This is a genomic window from Salinisphaera hydrothermalis C41B8, from assembly GCF_000732535.1.
GTDB lineage: Bacteria > Pseudomonadota > Gammaproteobacteria > Nevskiales > Salinisphaeraceae > Salinisphaera > Salinisphaera hydrothermalis.
Map to the genome: position 1 here is coordinate 20,407 of NZ_APNK01000034.1, position 18,193 is coordinate 38,599.

Genomic DNA, 18,193 nt, shown 5'->3' on the forward strand with positions numbered 1-18,193 from the left:
GTCAGATGCCCAGTCCCAGCAGTTCGTGGCGCTGCGCATCGGTCAGCGCCGCGCCGGCGAAATCGTCGAACGCACGGTCGGCCACGCGAATCAGGTGCCGGCGGATGAAATCGACGCCTTCGGCGGCCCCGTCCTCCGGGTGCTTGAGCGCGCATTCCCACTCCAGAACCGCCCAGCCGTCATAATCGTATTGCGCGAGCTTGGAGAAGATCGCGCCGAAATCGATCTGACCGTCGCCGAGCGAGCGGAATCGCCCGGCGCGCTCCACCCAACCGGCATAGCCGCCGTATACGCCCTGACTGGCGGAGGGTCGGAATTCGGCGTCCTTGACGTGAAAAGCGCGGATGCGGTCGTGGTAACGATCGATGAAGCCCAGATAATCCATCTGCTGAAGCAGCATGTGGCTGGGATCGTAGAGCAGGTTGGCGCGCGGGTGATCATCGACCGCGGCGAGAAAACGTTCGAAGGTCGCGCCGTCGAACAGATCTTCGCCCGGATGCAGTTCGAAACAGACATCCACGCCGTGCCGATCGCAGATATCGAGCAACGGCCGCCAGCGCCGGCCCAGTTCGTCGAAGGCCGCCTCGATCAGCCCGGGCGGTCGCTGCGGAAACGGGTAGAGATACGGCCAGGCCAGCGCGCCGGAAAAAGCGGGAAGGGTACGCAGCCCGAGATGGGCTGATGCGCGTGCCGCGGCCTCGATCTGTCGTTCGGCCCAGGCCTGGCGCTCCGCCGGCTGGCCGCGCACGGCGGCCGGTGCGAACGCATCGACGAGTGCATCGTAGGCTGGGTGTACCGCCACCAGCTTGCCTTGCAAATGCGCGGACAGATCGGTCACGACCAGGCCGTGTCGGTCGAGCGTAGCCCGGATGTCGTCGCAATACGCCGGGCTTTCGGCGGCCGTGTCCAGATCGAACAATCGCGTATCGCCGCTCGGAATCTGGACGCCACGATAACCGTGGCCCGCGGCCCATTCGGCGATATGGTCCAGCGTGTCGAACGGTGCTTCGTCGCCGGCGAACTGGGCGAGAAAAAGCGCGGGCCCCTGCATTGTTTTCATTGTGGTCGGCTCCTCCTAGGGCGTGTTGCCGTTTCGTGCGAGTCCGCGCCAAGCGCTGTTTTGCGGCAAAGCGAGGCGTAGCGAACGTGGCGTAGTCGTTCTACGCGAGAGAGCTACAACGCTGTATTGCCGCAAAACAGCGCTTGTCCCTTCGGGTTGGGCCGCAAATCGCGCCCTGCGGCGTTGCGAGTCTGGGTCGTGGCACGCCACGACGCGGCGACTCGCGCCTTGCCGGACACGATTTGCGGACGCCAACGCGGCGCTCGCACGAAACGGCAACACGCCCTAAAGCGACGCGATCAGAATCGCATGGTGTTGGCCCCCGAGGCTATTGCGGACCGGGCGTTGCGCGGCGGGCGCTTATTGACGCGTTGCGCAGGCCGCGCAGAGGCCGTCCACTTCAATGGTCTGGTGGTCGACCACGAAACCGCTCTGCTTCGCCTCGCTGGCGATCGCGTCGTCGATGTCGGTGCTCTGGATCTCGGCGGCACGGCCGCATTCGCGGCAGATGAAGAATTTCGGCGGGTTGCGATCGTGGTTTACCGCGCAGCCGATGAACGCATTCTGCGATTCGATCTTGTGGACCAGTCCGGCATCCAGCAGAAAGTCGAGGGCCCGATAGACGGTGGGCGGCGCGGCATTGCCGCGTTCGTTGTTGATCTGAGCGAGGACGTCGTAGGCCTTGGTTGGCTGATGATTGGCCCAGATCAGCTCCAACACGCGTCGGCGAATCGCGGTGAGCCGGAGCCCGCGTTCGGCGCAGACGGCTTCGGCCCGGGCCAGGGCATCGGCGATACAGGCCTGGTGATCGTGGCGCCCGTGGCTGAAGGCGACGTTGTGTGCCGGCTGGGTCATGACGAATCCGACGCGGGAGATGAAAGGCTATTGTCGCTCGAACCGGCGTGGCTGGCGAGCGATGCGACCGACAGGTGTGTGCCAGCATAGGGGCACATCGACTCTGCGCGACCGGCTAAATGGCGGTAAAATCGAGGTTTGACAAGAGCATGGGCCGATCGGCGCCAGGGCCGGTCGATGGGGCGTACGGACGCCGACGCGAACGCACGAGCGGACGCGCACGAAACATCAACACGTCCTGGACGTCGCGAACACCACACGGGAGCGCAGCGCATGCGGCATTCGTCGATTCTCTCCATTCTGATGCTGGCCGGCCTGAGCGGCGTGCTGGCCGGTTGCGGGCAATCGCAACCGGCGGCCGACTGTGGCCAGCTGCGTATCCACGATGCCTGGGTGGCGCCCGCGCATGCCGGTTCGCGCGAGATGCTCGGCTACTTCACATTGCATAACGATGGCTCCGATCCGGTGACGGTCAACGGGGTGTCGAGCGACGCCTTCGACCGGGCGGTGTTCCAGAACAAGGCCGCCGCGGCCCAGTCGTCCAACGATGCCGACGGCGGCGCCCAACCGCTGGCGCCGTTCACCGTGGCCGGCGGCGCGGATATGCAGTTCAAGCCTGGCGAGCGTGAAGTCGCGCTGTATTCGCCGACCAAGGCGTATCAGGTAGGCGACAAGATCAAGCTAAGCCTGGTCTGCGGCAGCCAGCACGCCCGGCTGGCCACGAGCGCCGTCGTGCGCGATCGTCATGGCGATCTGCCCGCCGCCAGCGACGACGAGGACGCCGCCGATCGCGAGCAGGTGATCCAGGACGGGCGTGACGGCGGCGGCGCCGGGGCGACCGACGATTCCAAGACCGCGAACTGATCGCGACGGACGGCAGAGATGGCACTGGCCTTTACCAAGATGCACGGGCTCGGCAACGATTTTGTTGTGCTCGACGCCACGCGGGCGCCGATTGCCCTCGACGAAGCGAGCGCGCGGCATATTGCCGATCGGCGCTTCGGCATCGGTTGCGATCAGATCCTGATCGTGGAGCCGCCGCGTAGCGCCGAGGCCGATTTTGCCTATCGCATTCTCAACGCCGACGGCAGCGAATCCGGCCAATGCGGCAACGGCGCGCGTTGCTTCGTACGCTACGTACGCGAAGCCGGGCTTACCGACAAGCGCCGCATCGTGGTGGATATCCGCGACGGGCAGATGACGCTGGAAGCGCTGGACGACGACACCTTCGCCGTCGCGCTCGGCGTGCCGCAGTTCGCGCCCGCGCGTATTCCCTTGCTGGGCTTCGAACAGGCCGCGACCTATCGGCTGGATGACGTGGCCGGTCAATCGGTGACGTTCTCCGCGGTGTCGTTGGGCAACCCGCATGCCGTGATTCGCGTGCCGGATGTGGCCACGGCCGAGGTCGAGGGCATCGGCCCGGCGCTCGAGCGTCACCCGGCTTTTCCCGAGCGTGTGAACGTCGGATTCTGCGAAATCGTGGCGCGCGATCACGTTCGCCTGCGGGTGTTCGAGCGGGGCGCCGGGGAAACGCTGGCCTGCGGCAGCGGGGCGGCCGCGGCGGTGGTAACCGGCATCGCCGCCGGCGATCTCGATGCCGATGTCCGGGTGGATCTACCCGGCGGCACGGCGCGTATACACTGGGAAAGCGCCGATGCGCCAGCCGTGTTGATCGGCCCGGCCGAGCGCGTGTTCGAGGGTAAACTGGTATCGTCAGATCAGGGGTAATGCCCTGAACCGCCGTGGCCATGCCTGGCGCATTTATTGCCTGATCGGTCACCGCTTACGATAAAGACGCCTGCCATGAACGAAGCCGAAAAACAGCCCGTATCGATCGATCTCGACGAGGCCGAGGTCGCCGCCTATCTCGCGGCGCACCCGGATTTTCTGCGTCGGCATCCCGAGGCGTTCGAGGCCATGGACGTGCCGCATGCCTCGGGCAGCGCGATTTCCCTGATCGAGCGCCAGGTCGGCGTGCTGCGCGAGACCAACGCCCGCATCCAGTCGCGCTTCGACGAATTGCTGGCCACCGCCAAGAGCAACGAAGAGCGCGTGATCCAGCTCAATCGTGTGGCGCGGATCATGGCCGGTGCGACGGCGGCGGACCCGATGATCGACGCGCTGACCCAGTGCCTGCACGATCATCTGGCGGTCGACCGTGTTTATGTCGGGATTCAGGGCTCGCTGCCGGCGGACATCGAGCGGATCCATAAGCTGGAGGACGGCGCCGATGCCAGCCGCGCGCTGACCAATGTGTTCCGGCGCGGCAAGCCGATCTGCGGCGAACTGAGTGCGACCCAGTCCCGGGCGCTGTTCACCACCGACGACGATGCGCTGATGACCAGCGCGGCGCTGATTCCGCTGGGCAAGAACGGCGTGCATGGCGCGATCGTACTGGCCAGCCGCGACCCCAAGCGTTTTACGCCCGATATGGGCACGCTATTCGTGGAGCTGTTCGGCGATCTGCTCACCGCCACGCTGCGCCGCTTGCTCGGCGCCGAACTGCTGCCCTGAACGGTCATCTGCTGTGGCTGCGGCCCAAGATGTCGACACCGCGAAACGCGAGACGCTGGATCGGTCGATCACCGATTATCTCGACCATCTGACCCACATCCGGCGGGCGTCGTCGCATACCGTCGCCGGCTATGCGCGCGATCTGGCGGCGGCGGCGGATGTGCTCGCTGGGCGCGGCATCGGCGACTGGAACCGTGTCACGCCGGCCGATATGCGCGAGCTGCTGGCGGCCCGTCACCGCGGCGGCGCCAAGCCGACCAGCCTGGCGCGGCTGGCCTCGGCCGTACGCAGCTTTTATGTCTGGCGCATGCGGCAAGGCCTGTCCGAGAGCAACCCGGCGGCCGACGTGCGGGCGCCCAAGAAGCCGGCGCGCCTGCCGGAAACCATCGACGTGGACGATCTGGCCGCCATGCTGGATGTCGTGCCCGCCGATACGCTCGAGATGCGCGATCATGCGCTGCTGGAAATGTTCTATACCGCCGGTATTCGTCTGGCCGAGGCGGTGGGGCTGGACGTGACCGATCTCGATCTCGCGGCCGGCGAGGCGCGGGTGCTCGGCAAGGGCAATCGCCAGCGGACCGTGCCGGTGGGCTCGCGTGCGACGGCGGCGCTCGAGCGTTGGCTCGCCGAGCGCTCGAATCTGGCCGCGCCGGGGGAAACGGCGTTGTTCGTCTCGCAGCGCGGTACGCGGCTGTCGCGCTCCAGCGTGGCCGCGCGCATGGAACGTTGGGCGATCAGCCACGGCCTGCCGGTGCATCTGCATCCGCACAAACTGCGGCATTCCTTCGCCACCCACATGCTCGAATCCTCGGCCGACCTGCGCGCGGTGCAGGAGCTATTGGGCCACGCCAATATCTCCACCACGCAGATCTATACCCATCTGGATTTCTCGCATCTGGCCCGGGTCTACGACGCGGCCCATCCACGGGCCCGCAGCGAAGCCGAGAGCGAGTCCGAGGACCCGCGTTAGGAGACCCCTTGTTTTAAAGCGGCGCCCACCGCGACTTTCGGCTGGGTGACCATGTCGGATTACGCTTCGCTAATCCGACCTACACGACCGGATGCATTGTTCGATGGGGAAGTCGCTGGACGGGAAGGACGGCAGAGCACAAGCATCGATGTAGGTCGGCTTAGGCCGCAGGCCGTAAGCCGACAGGGCCGACCGCACCGCCTCTCGCGGATTAGCGTCGATGTCGAATTGCGCTTCGCTTACCGAACCTGCACGAATCGTCCGTCTTCAAGCCCTGAAACGGGCTCTTAGCCGACACGGCGTGCCGGCTCGTCCACCGCGGCCGCGGCGTCGTGTTCCGCCGCGGAAGACTGTCGGTACTCCCGCGGCGTCATGCCCGTGAGCCGCCGGAAATGGCGATTGAAGTTCGAGAGATTGCTGTAGCCGGCCATGAAGCACACGTCGGCGACCGCATAGCGCGGATCGAGCAGCAGCCGGCAGGCATGATCGATGCGCAACCGGCGTACGAAGGCGATGAAGGTATCGCCCGTGGCCTGCTTGAAGAAGCGCGAGAAAGTCGACGGTGTCATGCCTTGCCAGCGCGCCACGGCGGTCATGCTGATATGCCGGTTGAAATGGCGGTGAACGTGCTGAAGGATCGCGTCCACCTGCTCCGAGCGGACCCCGGCATGGCGCAGATGATAGTTCGGGCTGGTGAGCAGACGATAGTCATTGCGCGACAGCCGGCCCAGCAGCTCGATGAGCGTGGAGACGCGTGCGACTTCGTCCTGTCGGCCCATGGCTTCCAGCCGGCTCGCGGCGTCCTGGGCCTCGACGCCGGTGAACAGCACGCCGCGGCTCGAATCCTGAATCAGCGGCTCCACGCGACGCAGTTCCGGGCACAGCCGCATGAGCGATTCCAGCCATTCGCCCCGGAACTGCAAGACCACGTCGCGGCGCTCGATCACGTCGTTTTCGTGCAGCAGATCGCTGAACCAGGAATGCGGCAGGTTGGGCCCCACCAGCACCAGATTGCCCGGCCCGAAACGCCCGGCATAGTCGCCGACCATGTAATGGCCGTAGGAGTGCCGGATCAGGTGCAGCTCGTATTCCGGATGGAAATTCCACTTGGCCAGTGGCGAGGGAAAGCCATGGGTGTGCCAGTAGAAGCTGTGGCGCGGGTCGTGGGCGATGTTCTCGTAGACCGGGTCGCCCAGTTCGCCGGGGTACGGATAGGGGCCGCTCATCGTGCGCACCGCAGCCGCTGTGATCGGGCGGCTGCCGAAGCATCGGGGGCGGAGGGGGCGGCCAGACCCTTGATTTTACGTCCTGCTTTAGTCGTATCTATCCGTGTATCAAGCATTTATCCGAGCTCGGGCGGTTCCGCTAACTATGCATTCTTGCAGGATTATTGCCGAGCAGGGGCTCAGGGCGTGAAAAAAAGTACAGACCAGGCGCAAAATTCGCGCTAGTCCTCTCGCAAAGCAGCGCAGTAGCGTCGACGGTAAAGCCGGACCGGCCATGAACTGAGGAGGCGCAATGCAAGCCGAAGCGCTGGTGCTGGAACGACAGCACGAACTGTCCCTGCGAGAGATCGATCTGCCCGCCGAACTCGGCGCGCACGACGTGCGCGTGCACGTGCACACCGTCGGTATCTGCGGCAGCGATGTCCACTACTACACCCATGGCCGGATCGGCCCGTTCGTGGTCAACGAGCCGATGGTGCTCGGCCACGAGGCGTCCGGCACCATCACCGAGGTGGGTTCGGCGGTGACCGATCTGGCGGTCGGCGACCGGGTCTGCATGGAGCCCGGCATTCCCGACATGACCTCGCGCGCGGCCAAGCTCGGCGTCTACAACGTCGACCCGGCGGTGCGCTTCTGGGCCACGCCGCCGATCCACGGCTGCCTGACGCCGGACGTGGTGCACCCCGCGGCTTTCACCTATAAGCTGCCAGACAATGTGTCGTTCGCCGAAGGGGCAATGGTCGAGCCGCTCGCGATCGGCATGCAGGCCACGGTCAAGGCCCGGATGACGCCGGGCGATGTCTGTGTCGTCACCGGCGCCGGGCCGATCGGGCTGATGGTCGCGCTGTCGGCGCTGGCCGGCGGGGCGAGTGAGGTGATCGTCTCCGACCTGGTCGACGAGAAACTGCAGATTGCGGCCGGCTACGACGGCATCACCACCGTCAACGTCGCGCGCGAATCGCTCACCGACAAGGTCGCGGCCCGTTGCGGCGCCGAGTGGGGCGCGGATGTGGTGTTCGAGGCCAGCGGCAGCCCGAAGGTCTACGCCGATGCACTGGCCTGCGTGCGTCCGGCGGGCACGCTGGTGCTGGTGGGCATGCCGGTCGAGCCGGTGACCTTCGACATCGTCGCCGCCCAGGCCAAGGAGATCTCGATCGAGACGGTGTTTCGCTACGCCAACGTCTACGACCGCACGATCGCGTTGCTCGCCTCGGGCAAGATCGACCTCAAGCCATTGATTTCCGAGACGTTCGACTTTGCCGACAGTGTCGCCGCCTTCGAGCGCGCCGCAAGAGGCGAGCCGACCGACGTCAAGCTTCAGATCCTGCTGGATAAATAGAACACACAAGGAGGGCCGGACCATGACCACTCATCATTCACGCCGCGATATTCTCAAGGGTCTGGGTGGCGCTGCTGCCCTGACCACGCTGGGCGCAGGTTCCTTGCGAACCGCGCTGGCCAAGACCATGGCCGACGACAAGACCTGGAAGCAGGCCAGCGGCACGACCATTCAGTTCATCTCCGAGAACACGCCGCCGACCACCGCGATCGCGGCCAATCTCGAGCCGTTCAAGCAGCTCACCGGCATCGACGTGAAGATCACCCAGCTCGAGCTCGGTGATCTGGTGAAGAAGGTCGCGCTCGACTTCGGCTCCGGCCGCAGCGCCTACGACGTGATCTATGCCGACCCGTATCAGGTGGTCGCGCCCTATCACCAGGGGCTGATGGATCTGAACACGCTCAACGGCAAGAACGGGCTCCCCGCCGTGCCCAAGGGCATCGGCGACTTCATCCCGACCCAGCTCGGCGCGGCCGGTTATTTCGGCAACCGCGATGCGTTGTATGCGTTGCCGTATGACTGCCCGACCATGATCTGGATCTATCGCAAGGACTTGTTCGAGAAGTACCACGATCAGATGAAAAAGGATCTCGGCTTCGACCCGACGCCGTCGGACAAGATCACCTGGGAGCAGTACTACCAGATCGCGAAGTGGTTCAACGGCGACCACGTCAAGGAAGTGAAGTACGGCACCGGTCATCAGGCCAAGCAGTACGACTCGCTGCAGTGTGATTTCTCCAACGTGCTGATGGCCTACGGCGGCGAGTATTTCAAGAACGGCGACCAGGTCGGCCTGCTCGGCAGCGCCAAGCCGGGCCCGTCCACGCTCGACCAGCCGGCCGCGATCGAGGCGGCCAAGTTCTACCAGAAGCTGCTCAAGATCGCCGATCCGGGCAGCACCAGCTGGGACTGGACCGGCGTGGCCAACGCCTTCGAGAACGGACGCTTCGCGATGATGCCCGAATGGCACGAGTTCGCCGGCTCGCTGGAATCCGGCAAGCTCAAGGGCAAGGTCGGCTATGCGCCGCTGCCCACGGGCCCGAAGCGCAGCGCCAATCTCTACGGCGGCACCGGCATCGGCATCAACGGCAACGCCACCGGCAAGCAGAAGACTGCGGCCTGGCTGTTCGTGGTCTGGGCGACCTCGCCGCAGACCCAGCTCGCCGGCCTCAAGAGCAAGGAAGGCGGCGGCACGCCGACCCGCACGTCGGTCTACAACATGCCCGAGGTGAAAAAAGCCAGCCATCCGCCGACCGACATGCCCAACATGCTCACGGCCGATACCATGCAGATCGCCTGGGATAAGGATCACATCGGCCTGCGTCCGAAGATTCCGGCGTGGAACCAGGCGGATACGGCGGTGTTCACCGAGCTGTCGAAGATGCTGGCCGGCCAGCAGTCGCCCGAGCAGACGATGAAGACGGCCAAGCAGAAGATCGACTCGGCCACGGGCGCGTAATAACCATGGCAGGTAACGCGCGCCGCGGCGGGCAGGGGTTCGAGCTGGCGATGATGTCGCCAGCTCTGATCCTGCTCGCGGCGATCTCGTTCATCCCGTTGTTCACCATGATCTGGATGAGCCTGAGCAAGGTCGGGCTCATCGGTGGACTGTCGTTCGACTTCATCGGCCTGGATAACTGGCGGCACCTGTTCACCGATCCGGATATCGGCTCGAGCTGGATTCTGAGCCTCATCTATTTCGCGGCCACGGTGGGCGCGGAGATGGTTCTCGGCACTTTGATGGCGCTGCTTATCCACAGCCTGATCAAGGGCCGCAACTTCGTGCTCTCGCTGGTGCTGATCCCGATGTTCATCGCGCCGATCATCGTCGGGCTGCTGGGGCGCTTCCTGCTCGATCCGAGCTTCGGACTGTATTCGTGGTTCCTGTCCGCGACCGGGTTATACGACGGCAACATTCTGGGCTCGGTGGGCCCGGCGTTGGCGGCGGTGATCGCGCTGGATATCTGGGAATGGTCACCGCTGGTCGCGCTTATCGTGCTGGCCGGGCTGACGGCCGTGCCGACCGATATCCTCGAAGCCGCCGAGGTCGACGGCGCGAGCTATCGGCACAAGCTGGTGTCGATCATCCTGCCGTCGATTCTCCCGATCCTGCTGGTGGCGCTCTTGATCCGGGCGATGGATGCGATCCGTTTCTTCGCGATCATCTTCATCACCACCAACGGCGGCCCGGCGGATTCGACCAAGATCATTCCGATCCGGCTGTACGACATCGCCTTCCGCTTCTTCGACCTGGGCTATGCCTCGGCCGTGGGCCTGACCATGCTCGTGTTTTCGATCGTGATCGCCACCGTGTTCGTGCGCGTGCTGCAACGCAAGGAGGCTGTCGTATGAATACACGCGGCCATCCCGTCAGCACGACCGCCCGTTGGGTCCTGATTGCGCTGATGCTGGCCTGGACGCTGGTGCCGATCGTCTGGATGGTGCTGTCGTCGTTCAAGCCGACCAACGCGATCACCGCCTATCCGCCCAAGTTGTTCTTTTCGCCGACGTTCGAGCATTACCACGCGTTGTTCTCGGGCGGGAACAACCTGTGGAACAACGTCGTCAACAGCCTGATCGCGACCGGCGTGTCCACGCTGATTGCCGTGGTGCTGGGTTCGGCCGCGGGCTATGGCCTGTCGCGTATTCAGATTCGCGGCAAGGATCATCTGGCGTTCTGGATCATCAGTACGCGCATGGCGCCGATCGCGGCCGTGATCGTGCCGTTGTATCTGATGTTTCGATACTTGCACATGCTGGATAGCTACAGCGGCCTGATCGTGGCGTATCTCAGCTTTAACCTGCCGTTTGCCATCTGGCTGATGACGGCGTTTTTCGACGATCTGCCACGCGACCTGGAAGAAGCGGCCCACATCGACGGCGCCACCAAGTGGCAAGTGTTCTGGCATGTCGCGCTGCCGCTGATGAAACCGGGCATCGCGACGACCACGATCCTGTGCTTCATCTTCGCCTGGAACGACTATGCGTTCGCCGCGACCTTCGCCGGCCCGAGCACGCAGACCATCCCGATCGCCGCCGCCCAGCTGCTCACGCAGACCGGCATCGACTGGGGCAAGCTGCTGGCCATCGGCACCGTCGTCGTTTGCCCGATGGCGGTATTCGGCCTGCTGGTCAAACGCTGGCTCGTCACCGGGCTGACGCTGGGGGCGGTCAAATAGGTTTTGCAGGGTGTTCGTTTCGAGTCCGCAAATGAACGCGAATGGGCGCGAATGAAGACAACGAATACAGACAGAAGGCATCTATCCGCAGATTGCACAGATTCAAGACAGATCGTTTGTTATCTCGATTCCGGTTGTGTCGCTGGGAACCACCCCGGCGGCGATAGCGGCAACGACTCTCATGCAGCAGACGTCTCCGCGCCAATCTGTTTATATCTGTGAAATCTGCGGATAAACGTCTGGATTAGATCCGCGGACAACGGTCTTCGCTTTCATTCGCGCTAATTCGCGTTCATTTGCGGACTAAAATCAAAAGCGGCAAAGCCCGCAAGAGGAGGAATCCATGACAGTGATGTCCAAATTCGACCTGACCGGCAAGGTGGCGGTGGTCACCGGCGGTAATGGCGGGATTGGCGAGGCCCTGGCCCATGCGCTGGCCGAGGCGGGCGCGGCGGTCGCTATCGTCGCGCGACGCGTGGACAAGGCAGAAACCGTGGCTGCGGCCATTCGCGAGGCCGGCGGCCAGGCCATGGCGGTGGGCGCTGACGTGACCGACGTCGATGCCATCGAGCCGATGCTGGATTCGATCGAATCCGAGCTCGGCCCGATCGATATCTTCGTCAACAACGCCGGCATCTGCGAGCACAAGCCGGCGCTGGACGTCACGCCCGAGGGCTGGCGCCAGATTTTCGACGTCAACGTGCATGGCCTGTGGAATTGCTGCCAGGCCGTCGGGCGCCGCATGGCCCAACGCGGCTCGGGCAACATCATCAACGTGGGCTCGATCTCGGCCGAGATCGTCAACCGCCCGCAGATGCAGCCGGCTTACAACGCGTCCAAGGCTGCCGTGCACCAGCTCACCAAATCGCTCGCGGCCGAATGGGCGCCGAGCGGCATTCGCGTGAATGCCATCGCGCCGGGCTATGTCGGCACCGAAATGGCCGAGGTCGACAATCCCAAGTTCAAGCCCTACTGGATCGACGATGCGCCCATGCAGCGCGCCGCCACGCCGGAAGAACTGGGCCCGTCCATCGTGTATCTCGCCAGCGAGGCGTCCAGCTTCATGACCGGCTCGATCCTCAAGATCGATGGCGGCTATACGCTCTGGTAGGCCGCCCAACCTCGGGCGGGCGAGTCAGGAAGAAGGCTTGTCCGCAGATCGACGCAGATGCACGCAGATCGAATACAGACATAAAGCACTCATCCGCAGATTACACAGATTTCGCAGATTTGAAGACAAGAGGTTAGGGCGGTATCGATTCTGAGTTTCCCGCTCGGACCGACGCCGGCCGCGGTGGCAGCGATGCCTCCGCCCCGGCCGGTTAGCGCCAGACCCATCTGCGTAAATCTGCGTCGATCTGCGGATAAAAATGCCTGTATTCATTCGCGCGAGCGAAACTGATCGGCGGACAAAGAGTTAAAGAGGAAAGACCCATGGCAGTCGTAGAACTCAGCAAAGTCGGCAAGCAATACCCGGGCTCGGACGACCTGGCGGTCAAGGACTTCAACCTCGTGACCGAAGACGGCGAATTCGTCGTCCTGGTCGGCCCGTCGGGCTGTGGCAAGACCACCACCATGCGCATGATCGCCGGCCTGGAAGAACACACCCAGGGCGCGATCAAGATCGGCGGGCGCGACGTCACCGGGGTGGCCCCCAAGGATCGCGACATCGCCATGGTTTTCCAGAGCTATGCCCTGTACCCGCACATGACCGTGCGCGACAACATGGCCTTCTCGCTCAAGCTCAAGAAATACGACAAGGCCGACATCAAGAAGCGCGTCGATGAAGCGGCCGAAGTGCTCGGCATCACCGCCTTGCTGGATCGCAAACCTCGGGCCCTGTCTGGCGGTCAGCGCCAGCGTGTGGCGCTCGGTCGGGCCATCGTGCGTCAGCCGCAGGTCTTTCTCATGGACGAACCGCTGTCCAACCTCGACGCCAAGCTGCGCGTCGACATGCGGGCCGAGATCGTCAAACTGCATCGCAAGCTGGGCGTGACCACCTTCTACGTTACCCACGACCAGACCGAAGCCATGACCATGGGCCAGCGGATCGCGGTGATGAAGGACGGCATCGTCCAGCAGATCGATAGCCCCAACAATCTCTACGAAAAGCCGGCGAATGAATTCGTGGCCGGCTTCATCGGCACGCCGTCGATGAATTTCGTCGACGCCAATATCAGCGACAACCGCCTCAGCGGTCAGGATTTTGGCCTGGCTCTGGACGAGCCGCGGCGCGAGGCCGTGGCCGGTCGCGGCCGCGTGCGGGTCGGCATCCGCCCGGAGCATCTGCATCTGGCGACCGGCGACGACCGCACCTGTCGGATGTACGGCAAGGTCGAAGTGGTCGAGCCGCTGGGTTCGCTCACCATGATCCAGGCCAAGGTGGGCGAGCGCACACTCACGGCCCAGATCGAGCCGCACCAGCAGGTGTCGATGGGCGACCACGTCACGCTGACGTGCGCGCCCGACAAGCTGTATCTGTTCGATCCGGAATCCGGCGACGCGCTGATTGGTATCGACAATAGCCAGCACGATCAGGCGGCCTAACAGGCCCGATCCCCGCTTGTTAAACGCCCGGCACGGCGGTGGCTGAACCGTGGCCGAACCGTGGCGTTGCCGTCGTGCTTGAATCGGGTCACGCCTGGCCCCACAACCGTGTTCACGTGACACAACGCGGGGTGACCCGGTGAAACAATTCGACGGCACAACGATTCTTTCCGTGCGCCGCGACGGTCAGGTGGCCATCGCAGGCGACGGGCAGGTCTCGATGGGCGATACCATGTTCAAGGGCAACGCACGCAAGGTGCGCCGGCTCTACGATGATCAGGTCCTGGCCGGGTTCGCCGGCGGTACCGCCGATGCGTTCACGCTGTTCGAGCGTTTCGAGGGCAAGCTGTCCCAGCACAACGGTCAGCTGGTGAAATCCGCGGTCGACATGGCCAAGGACTGGCGCACCGATCGCGCGCTGCGCCGGCTGGAAGCGCTGCTGCTGGTGGCCGACAAGACGGCCACGCTCATGCTCTCCGGCAACGGCGACGTCATGGAGCCGGAATACGGCTGCATGGCGATCGGCTCCGGCGGCTCCTATGCCCAGGCCGCGGCCCGTGCCCTGATCGAAAATACCGACATGCCCGCCGCGGAAATCGCCGAAAAGGCGATGCATATCGCCGCGGATACCTGCATTTATACCAACCACCACATCACCGTCGAGGTGCTCGACTATGAGTGATACCGCCCCCGAAGCCATCGAAGCCGACGACTCGCAGCGCGCACTGCCGCGTTCGCAGATGACGCCGCGCGAGATCGTCGCCGAACTCGATCGCCACATCATCGGCCAGGCCGATGCCAAGCGCTCCGTGGCCATCGCGCTGCGCAACCGCTGGCGGCGCATGCAGCTCGACGAGGCCATCCGCGGCGAGATCACGCCCAAGAACATCCTCATGATCGGGCCGACCGGTGTCGGCAAGACCGAGATCGCGCGCCGGCTGGCGAAGCTGGCCAAGGCGCCGTTCACCAAGGTCGAGGCCACCAAGTTCACCGAAGTGGGCTATGTCGGCAAGGAAGTCGACTCGATCATCAAGGATCTGGTCGAAGTCGGCATGAAGATGACGCGCGAGGAAGCCAAGAAGCGCGTGCGTAACGATGCCGAGCTGGCTGCCGAGGAACGCATTCTCGACGCGCTGCTGCCCAAGCCCAAGCACAACGACTGGGACGACTCCTCCAAGGCGACCGAATCCACGGCCACCCGCGAGGTGTTCCGCAAGCGCCTGCGCGAAGGCAAGATCGACGACAAGGAGATCGAGTTGGAATTGCGCCAGAGCCAGGGCAGTGTCGAGATCATGGCGCCGCCCGGCATGGAGGAAATGACCAGCCAGCTGCAGTCCATGTTCCAGAACATGGGCGGCCAGAACAAGACCAAGCGCACCAAGATCAAGATCAAGGATGCGTATCGTCAGCTGGTCGACGAAGAAGCCGCCAAGCTGGTCGACGAAGAGCAGATCAAGACCCAGGCGATCCACGAAGTCGAGAACAACGGCATCGTCTTCCTCGACGAGATCGACAAGGTCTGCAAGCGCTCGGACGCCGGCGGCGGCTCGGGCGGCGATGTCTCCCGCGAAGGCGTGCAGCGCGACCTGCTGCCGCTGGTCGAAGGCTCCACCATCTCGACCAAGTACGGCATGGTCCGCACCGACCATATCCTGTTCATCGCCTCGGGCGCGTTCCACGTTGCCAAGCCGTCGGACCTGATCCCCGAGCTGCAGGGCCGCCTGCCGATCCGCGTCGAGCTCGATGCGCTCAAGGCCGAAGACTTCGTGCGGATTCTCACCGAGCCGCATTGCTCGCTCACCGAGCAGTACATCGAGCTGATGAACACGGAAGGCGTGACCATCGCCTTCAGCGAAGACGGCGTGAAGCGCATCGCCGAAATGGCGTTCAACGTCAACGAAGGCACCGAGAACATCGGCGCCCGGCGTCTGCACACCATCATGGAACGTCTGATGGAGGAAATCTCCTTCGAGGCGCCCGACAAGGCCGGCGAGACCATCACCATCGATGCGGCTTATGTGGACGGCAAGCTCAAGGATCTGGCTGCAGACGAGGATCTGTCGCGCTATATTCTGTAGTCGACAGGTCGGCCGTCGAGCGCCTTGAGGCTCGAATCAGCCGGAGCAGGGTTTCTGCTCCGGCTTTTTTGTGTCTGTTGATTTGCGGGCCTGCCGCATGCGGCGTGTTGATTCGAACCGGCGAGACGAGTCGAAGTTTGGTTTCGCACTGATGCGCGAGTCACTTTCGTTTGCTTGTCCAAACGAAAGTAACCAAAGGAAAGGACACCCTACCTTGCGCCGATGCTTCGCATCGGTGCCCTGCGCGGCTCCGGCCGCAAGAGGGACAGCCGCGAAACTCGCGCTGCTGCGCAGCACTCAGACACACGGCTGTCTTTTTCCTCTTGCAGCCTCCACTGCTCGGCGCTGCGCTCAAGGGGACCCGAATACAGACACGGCCCGCGATACGTCGGTGTGCTCGCGATGCTCGGGAGACGGGTTTGTATTTCGCCCCGTCTGAGGCGACGGAGACGCACAGCGTCGACGGGTGTCCGGCGCATTGCGCCGGTGCGGCAAGATGTCTGAGGACGGCCAAAGCCGTCCGAGTTTTTGCCGCATCCCCTCGCCGCGAGCATCGGAGTGCACCGGCGTAGCCGGCGCCGATGCGGGTGCCTTTTGTTTTGGCTACTTTTATTTGGGCAAGCAAATAAAAGTGGCTCGCACATCAGTGCGAAACCCCAAGCAACGCAAACCACCATAGTCGCGGATGAGTACCGAACCCGATCATCCCCCAAACCGCCGCAAACACCCCAAAGCGCGGTTGATTCCAAAGCCCCCACACACGGATCATGAACGCCCCACGACCGAACGGACCGCCCCCATGGCCGACGCCCCCACCGACATCACCCTCCACCAGAAATCCAAGATCCTCGAAGTCGTCTTCGAAGACGGCGCCACCTACAACCTGCCGCTGGAGTACCTGCGGGTCTATTCCCCCTCGGCCGAAGTCCGCGGCCACGGCGGCCCCATGCAGCTCGTCACGGGCAAGAAGGACGTCGGCGTCGAACAGATCGACCCGGTCGGCAACTACGCCATCCAGCTCCATTTCGACGATGGCCACAACACCGGCATCTTCTCTTGGGACACGCTCCGCGAGCTGGGCGAGAACTACGAAGCCAACTGGGCCGACTACCTCAAACGGCTCGAAGACGCCGGGGCGACCCGCGAAAAGCTCTGGCACTGAAATCCGAAAAGACGTGTGTTAAACGCACTTACCACCCACATCCGGCGATAACCCGTCATCCAGACGGTGCGAGTCCTCGTATAACTCACTGAAACCAAAAGCGCCACGCCAACCTGCGCGAAAGGTTTATTGAGCCTCCGATTTCCGTTGTGCTATGCAATCAGCACGAAGGGGGATCGTGGCTGGCCAAATGAGTGGCCGGCCGCGTTTTATGGAAACCGGGGGGAATCATGTCATGCGTGCCCGCATCCTGGTTGCTGCGCTCGTTCTGAGCACGGCCGCCGCTTCTGCTCATGCGGAATCCGTCAGTCATTATCTCGGTCGCGTCGTTGGCGGCTTCGGTGCCGGTGTTGGCCAGGCCGCCATGCAGCCGATTGCCGATTCGCAGCCGCAGTGGGTGACCGTGGCTCCGCGATCCAAGACCGAATGTCTGGCTTTGACGCATCAGGTGTTGAACCGGGCGTATCTGCGGTGTCGGCGTGGGTGGCAGGAATATGTGCGGTATGACGCGGCGGGGCGGAAGGTTGTTTTGTCGGAGCGGGGGATTCCGAGTTGGTGATGGCGTTCGTAGCGACGAGCGATAATCGCCGGATAGTTATAGATGTGGATGGTTATATATCTAATGCTAGATATATTTCGTCTACTTCGCGTTAGGCGAAGAGGGGGAGTGAAATGGCATTAGTGCACGAAGTTAGCGCTAGAGGCGCAGCAAACGTTTTAGTTTGTGAAGTAAATTCACGAGCGGTCGCCGATTTGCTGGTTTGTCGGGTAAATAGCCGAGGACCCGCGGACCAAAATGACGGCATTTGGTGCTGGGTTGGTTCTCGAGGCGCGGCGTCATCAACAATCAATTGGGTGGGGTCGCGTGGCGCGGCCGATCTGCTTATCTGTTTCGTTAATTCTCGTGGCGCTTCCGGGTGGCAAACCGATCATCCGTTAAGAGGCAGGCTGTAATAGTAATGCCTAACAGATCGCTACAGTTGACGGTCCAATGCGCTGCCGCGCTTCGGGTTCCCTCCGCGGCCTTCGGCCCGTCCGGCGGCAACTGTGCTTAGGCGTTAGGCGGAGAAAAGTATGTTGTTAGAAAATGAAAAAGCGCTTCTCTTCTCGACGGTTCGAATCGAGGTCAGCAGTCCTCAGTTTCCGAGCACTTCGATAGGAACAGGGTTTATCGTTTCGGTGCCGGTACCCAACCGAGAAGAGAGATATGCTCGAAAGTGGTGTACGCGGGAGTTTGAATTAGGCGGCGTATCCGGCTGGAAT

The 18,193-nt window shown here is 63.4% G+C and carries 19 protein-coding genes; 16 read left to right on the forward strand and 3 right to left on the reverse strand.

The annotated features are described in order from the left end of the window. Window position 1: 1 nt before the first annotated feature. Window positions 2–1,060, reverse strand: a complete 1,059-nt coding sequence (locus C41B8_RS15815) for a sugar phosphate isomerase/epimerase family protein (RefSeq protein WP_037340391.1) — start codon at window positions 1,058–1,060, stop codon at window positions 2–4. A 360-nt stretch (window positions 1,061–1,420) separates the two neighbouring features. Further along, window positions 1,421–1,915: a Fur family transcriptional regulator gene (locus C41B8_RS15820; protein ID WP_037340392.1), complete on the reverse strand. Its 495-nt coding sequence runs from the start codon at window positions 1,913–1,915 to the stop codon at window positions 1,421–1,423. A gap of 273 nt (window positions 1,916–2,188) precedes the next feature. Between C41B8_RS15820 and C41B8_RS15825 the strand changes: the two genes are divergently transcribed. From C41B8_RS15825 to xerC, 4 genes are all read left to right on the forward strand, one after another. Continuing rightward, the gene (locus C41B8_RS15825) at window positions 2,189–2,779 is read left to right on the forward strand and encodes a copper chaperone PCu(A)C (RefSeq protein ID WP_037340393.1); all 591 of its coding nucleotides are present in this window, start codon (window positions 2,189–2,191) and stop codon (window positions 2,777–2,779) included. 18 nt (window positions 2,780–2,797) lie between these two features. Then, window positions 2,798–3,643, forward strand: a complete 846-nt coding sequence (gene dapF, locus C41B8_RS15830) for a diaminopimelate epimerase (protein WP_037340395.1) — start codon at window positions 2,798–2,800, stop codon at window positions 3,641–3,643. A 75-nt stretch (window positions 3,644–3,718) separates the two neighbouring features. Then, on the forward strand, window positions 3,719–4,429 hold the full coding sequence (locus tag C41B8_RS20925) for a DUF484 family protein (RefSeq protein WP_037340396.1): 711 nt from the start codon (window positions 3,719–3,721) through the stop codon (window positions 4,427–4,429). Between the two features lie 13 nt (window positions 4,430–4,442). Continuing rightward, window positions 4,443–5,399 carry a tyrosine recombinase XerC gene (xerC, locus tag C41B8_RS15840; RefSeq protein ID WP_232226095.1) on the forward strand — a complete coding sequence of 319 codons (957 nt, stop codon included), beginning with the start codon at window positions 4,443–4,445 and terminating at the stop codon, window positions 5,397–5,399. A gap of 287 nt (window positions 5,400–5,686) precedes the next feature. Here the strand turns inward: xerC and C41B8_RS15845 are convergent, their stop codons facing one another. Continuing rightward, entirely contained in the window at window positions 5,687–6,625 is a 939-nt protein-coding gene (locus tag C41B8_RS15845) for a helix-turn-helix domain-containing protein (protein WP_051883668.1), read from the reverse strand. Between the two features lie 292 nt (window positions 6,626–6,917). On the opposite strand from C41B8_RS15845, the gene C41B8_RS15850 reads away from it, so the two are divergent. The 12 genes from C41B8_RS15850 to C41B8_RS20930 all read left to right on the forward strand — a co-directional run. Further along, window positions 6,918–7,964, forward strand: coding sequence for an NAD(P)-dependent alcohol dehydrogenase (locus C41B8_RS15850; RefSeq protein WP_037340398.1), 1,047 nt, complete (start codon window positions 6,918–6,920; stop codon window positions 7,962–7,964). Window positions 7,965–7,986: 22 nt separating this feature from the next. Continuing rightward, on the forward strand, window positions 7,987–9,423 hold the full coding sequence (locus C41B8_RS15855; protein ID WP_037340399.1) for an extracellular solute-binding protein: 1,437 nt from the start codon (window positions 7,987–7,989) through the stop codon (window positions 9,421–9,423). Between the two features lie 5 nt (window positions 9,424–9,428). After that, window positions 9,429–10,316 (forward strand): carbohydrate ABC transporter permease, encoded by an 888-nt coding sequence (locus C41B8_RS15860; protein ID WP_198025248.1) that lies wholly within the window; start codon window positions 9,429–9,431, stop codon window positions 10,314–10,316. Further along, the gene (locus tag C41B8_RS15865; RefSeq protein WP_037340400.1) at window positions 10,313–11,143 is read left to right on the forward strand and encodes a carbohydrate ABC transporter permease; all 831 of its coding nucleotides are present in this window, start codon (window positions 10,313–10,315) and stop codon (window positions 11,141–11,143) included. The genes C41B8_RS15860 and C41B8_RS15865 overlap by 4 nt, the downstream gene beginning before the upstream one ends. Before the next feature lie 343 nt (window positions 11,144–11,486). Continuing rightward, window positions 11,487–12,254 carry an SDR family NAD(P)-dependent oxidoreductase gene (locus C41B8_RS15870; RefSeq protein ID WP_037340401.1) on the forward strand — a complete coding sequence of 256 codons (768 nt, stop codon included), beginning with the start codon at window positions 11,487–11,489 and terminating at the stop codon, window positions 12,252–12,254. A 323-nt stretch (window positions 12,255–12,577) separates the two neighbouring features. Then, a complete protein-coding gene (locus tag C41B8_RS15875) occupies window positions 12,578–13,690 on the forward strand; it encodes an ABC transporter ATP-binding protein (protein ID WP_037340403.1) in 1,113 nt (370 codons plus the stop codon). 139 nt (window positions 13,691–13,829) lie between these two features. Next, complete coding sequence (gene hslV / locus C41B8_RS15880; RefSeq protein WP_037340404.1) at window positions 13,830–14,372, forward strand: ATP-dependent protease subunit HslV; 543 nt, start codon at window positions 13,830–13,832, stop codon at window positions 14,370–14,372. A 58-nt stretch (window positions 14,373–14,430) separates the two neighbouring features. Then, window positions 14,431–15,768: an ATP-dependent protease ATPase subunit HslU gene (gene hslU / locus C41B8_RS15885; RefSeq protein ID WP_037340421.1), complete on the forward strand. Its 1,338-nt coding sequence runs from the start codon at window positions 14,431–14,433 to the stop codon at window positions 15,766–15,768. A gap of 799 nt (window positions 15,769–16,567) precedes the next feature. Beyond that, on the forward strand, window positions 16,568–16,930 hold the full coding sequence (locus C41B8_RS15890) for a gamma-butyrobetaine hydroxylase family protein (protein ID WP_037340405.1): 363 nt from the start codon (window positions 16,568–16,570) through the stop codon (window positions 16,928–16,930). A gap of 235 nt (window positions 16,931–17,165) precedes the next feature. Beyond that, window positions 17,166–17,489, forward strand: coding sequence for a hypothetical protein (locus C41B8_RS15895; RefSeq protein ID WP_156962567.1), 324 nt, complete (start codon window positions 17,166–17,168; stop codon window positions 17,487–17,489). Window positions 17,490–17,602: 113 nt separating this feature from the next. Next, a complete protein-coding gene (locus C41B8_RS21205; RefSeq protein ID WP_353215073.1) occupies window positions 17,603–17,884 on the forward strand; it encodes a 7(1) septoil knot domain-containing protein in 282 nt (93 codons plus the stop codon). 120 nt (window positions 17,885–18,004) lie between these two features. Further along, the coding region (locus C41B8_RS20930; protein WP_232226096.1) for a hypothetical protein at window positions 18,005–18,193 on the forward strand (189 nt) is incomplete at its 3' end.

What these genes read in the sequence shown, in the direction of transcription:
- C41B8_RS15815 (WP_037340391.1), bottom strand. Translation starts at nt 1,060, where the DNA reads ATGAAAACAATGCAGGGGCCCGCGCTTTTTCTCGCCCAGTTCGCCGGC.
- C41B8_RS15820 (WP_037340392.1), bottom strand. Translation starts at nt 1,915, where the DNA reads ATGACCCAGCCGGCACACAACGTCGCCTTCAGCCACGGGCGCCACGAT.
- C41B8_RS15825 (WP_037340393.1), top strand. Translation starts at nt 2,189, where the DNA reads ATGCGGCATTCGTCGATTCTCTCCATTCTGATGCTGGCCGGCCTGAGC.
- dapF (WP_037340395.1), top strand. Translation starts at nt 2,798, where the DNA reads ATGGCACTGGCCTTTACCAAGATGCACGGGCTCGGCAACGATTTTGTT.
- C41B8_RS20925 (WP_037340396.1), top strand. Translation starts at nt 3,719, where the DNA reads ATGAACGAAGCCGAAAAACAGCCCGTATCGATCGATCTCGACGAGGCC.
- C41B8_RS15845 (WP_051883668.1), bottom strand. Translation starts at nt 6,625, where the DNA reads ATGAGCGGCCCCTATCCGTACCCCGGCGAACTGGGCGACCCGGTCTAC.
- C41B8_RS15850 (WP_037340398.1), top strand. Translation starts at nt 6,918, where the DNA reads ATGCAAGCCGAAGCGCTGGTGCTGGAACGACAGCACGAACTGTCCCTG.
- C41B8_RS15855 (WP_037340399.1), top strand. Translation starts at nt 7,987, where the DNA reads ATGACCACTCATCATTCACGCCGCGATATTCTCAAGGGTCTGGGTGGC.
- C41B8_RS15860 (WP_198025248.1), top strand. Translation starts at nt 9,429, where the DNA reads ATGGCAGGTAACGCGCGCCGCGGCGGGCAGGGGTTCGAGCTGGCGATG.
- C41B8_RS15865 (WP_037340400.1), top strand. Translation starts at nt 10,313, where the DNA reads ATGAATACACGCGGCCATCCCGTCAGCACGACCGCCCGTTGGGTCCTG.
- C41B8_RS15870 (WP_037340401.1), top strand. Translation starts at nt 11,487, where the DNA reads ATGACAGTGATGTCCAAATTCGACCTGACCGGCAAGGTGGCGGTGGTC.
- C41B8_RS15875 (WP_037340403.1), top strand. Translation starts at nt 12,578, where the DNA reads ATGGCAGTCGTAGAACTCAGCAAAGTCGGCAAGCAATACCCGGGCTCG.
- hslU (WP_037340421.1), top strand. Translation starts at nt 14,431, where the DNA reads ATGACGCCGCGCGAGATCGTCGCCGAACTCGATCGCCACATCATCGGC.
- C41B8_RS15890 (WP_037340405.1), top strand. Translation starts at nt 16,568, where the DNA reads ATGGCCGACGCCCCCACCGACATCACCCTCCACCAGAAATCCAAGATC.
- C41B8_RS15895 (WP_156962567.1), top strand. Translation starts at nt 17,166, where the DNA reads ATGCGTGCCCGCATCCTGGTTGCTGCGCTCGTTCTGAGCACGGCCGCC.
- C41B8_RS21205 (WP_353215073.1), top strand. Translation starts at nt 17,603, where the DNA reads ATGGCATTAGTGCACGAAGTTAGCGCTAGAGGCGCAGCAAACGTTTTA.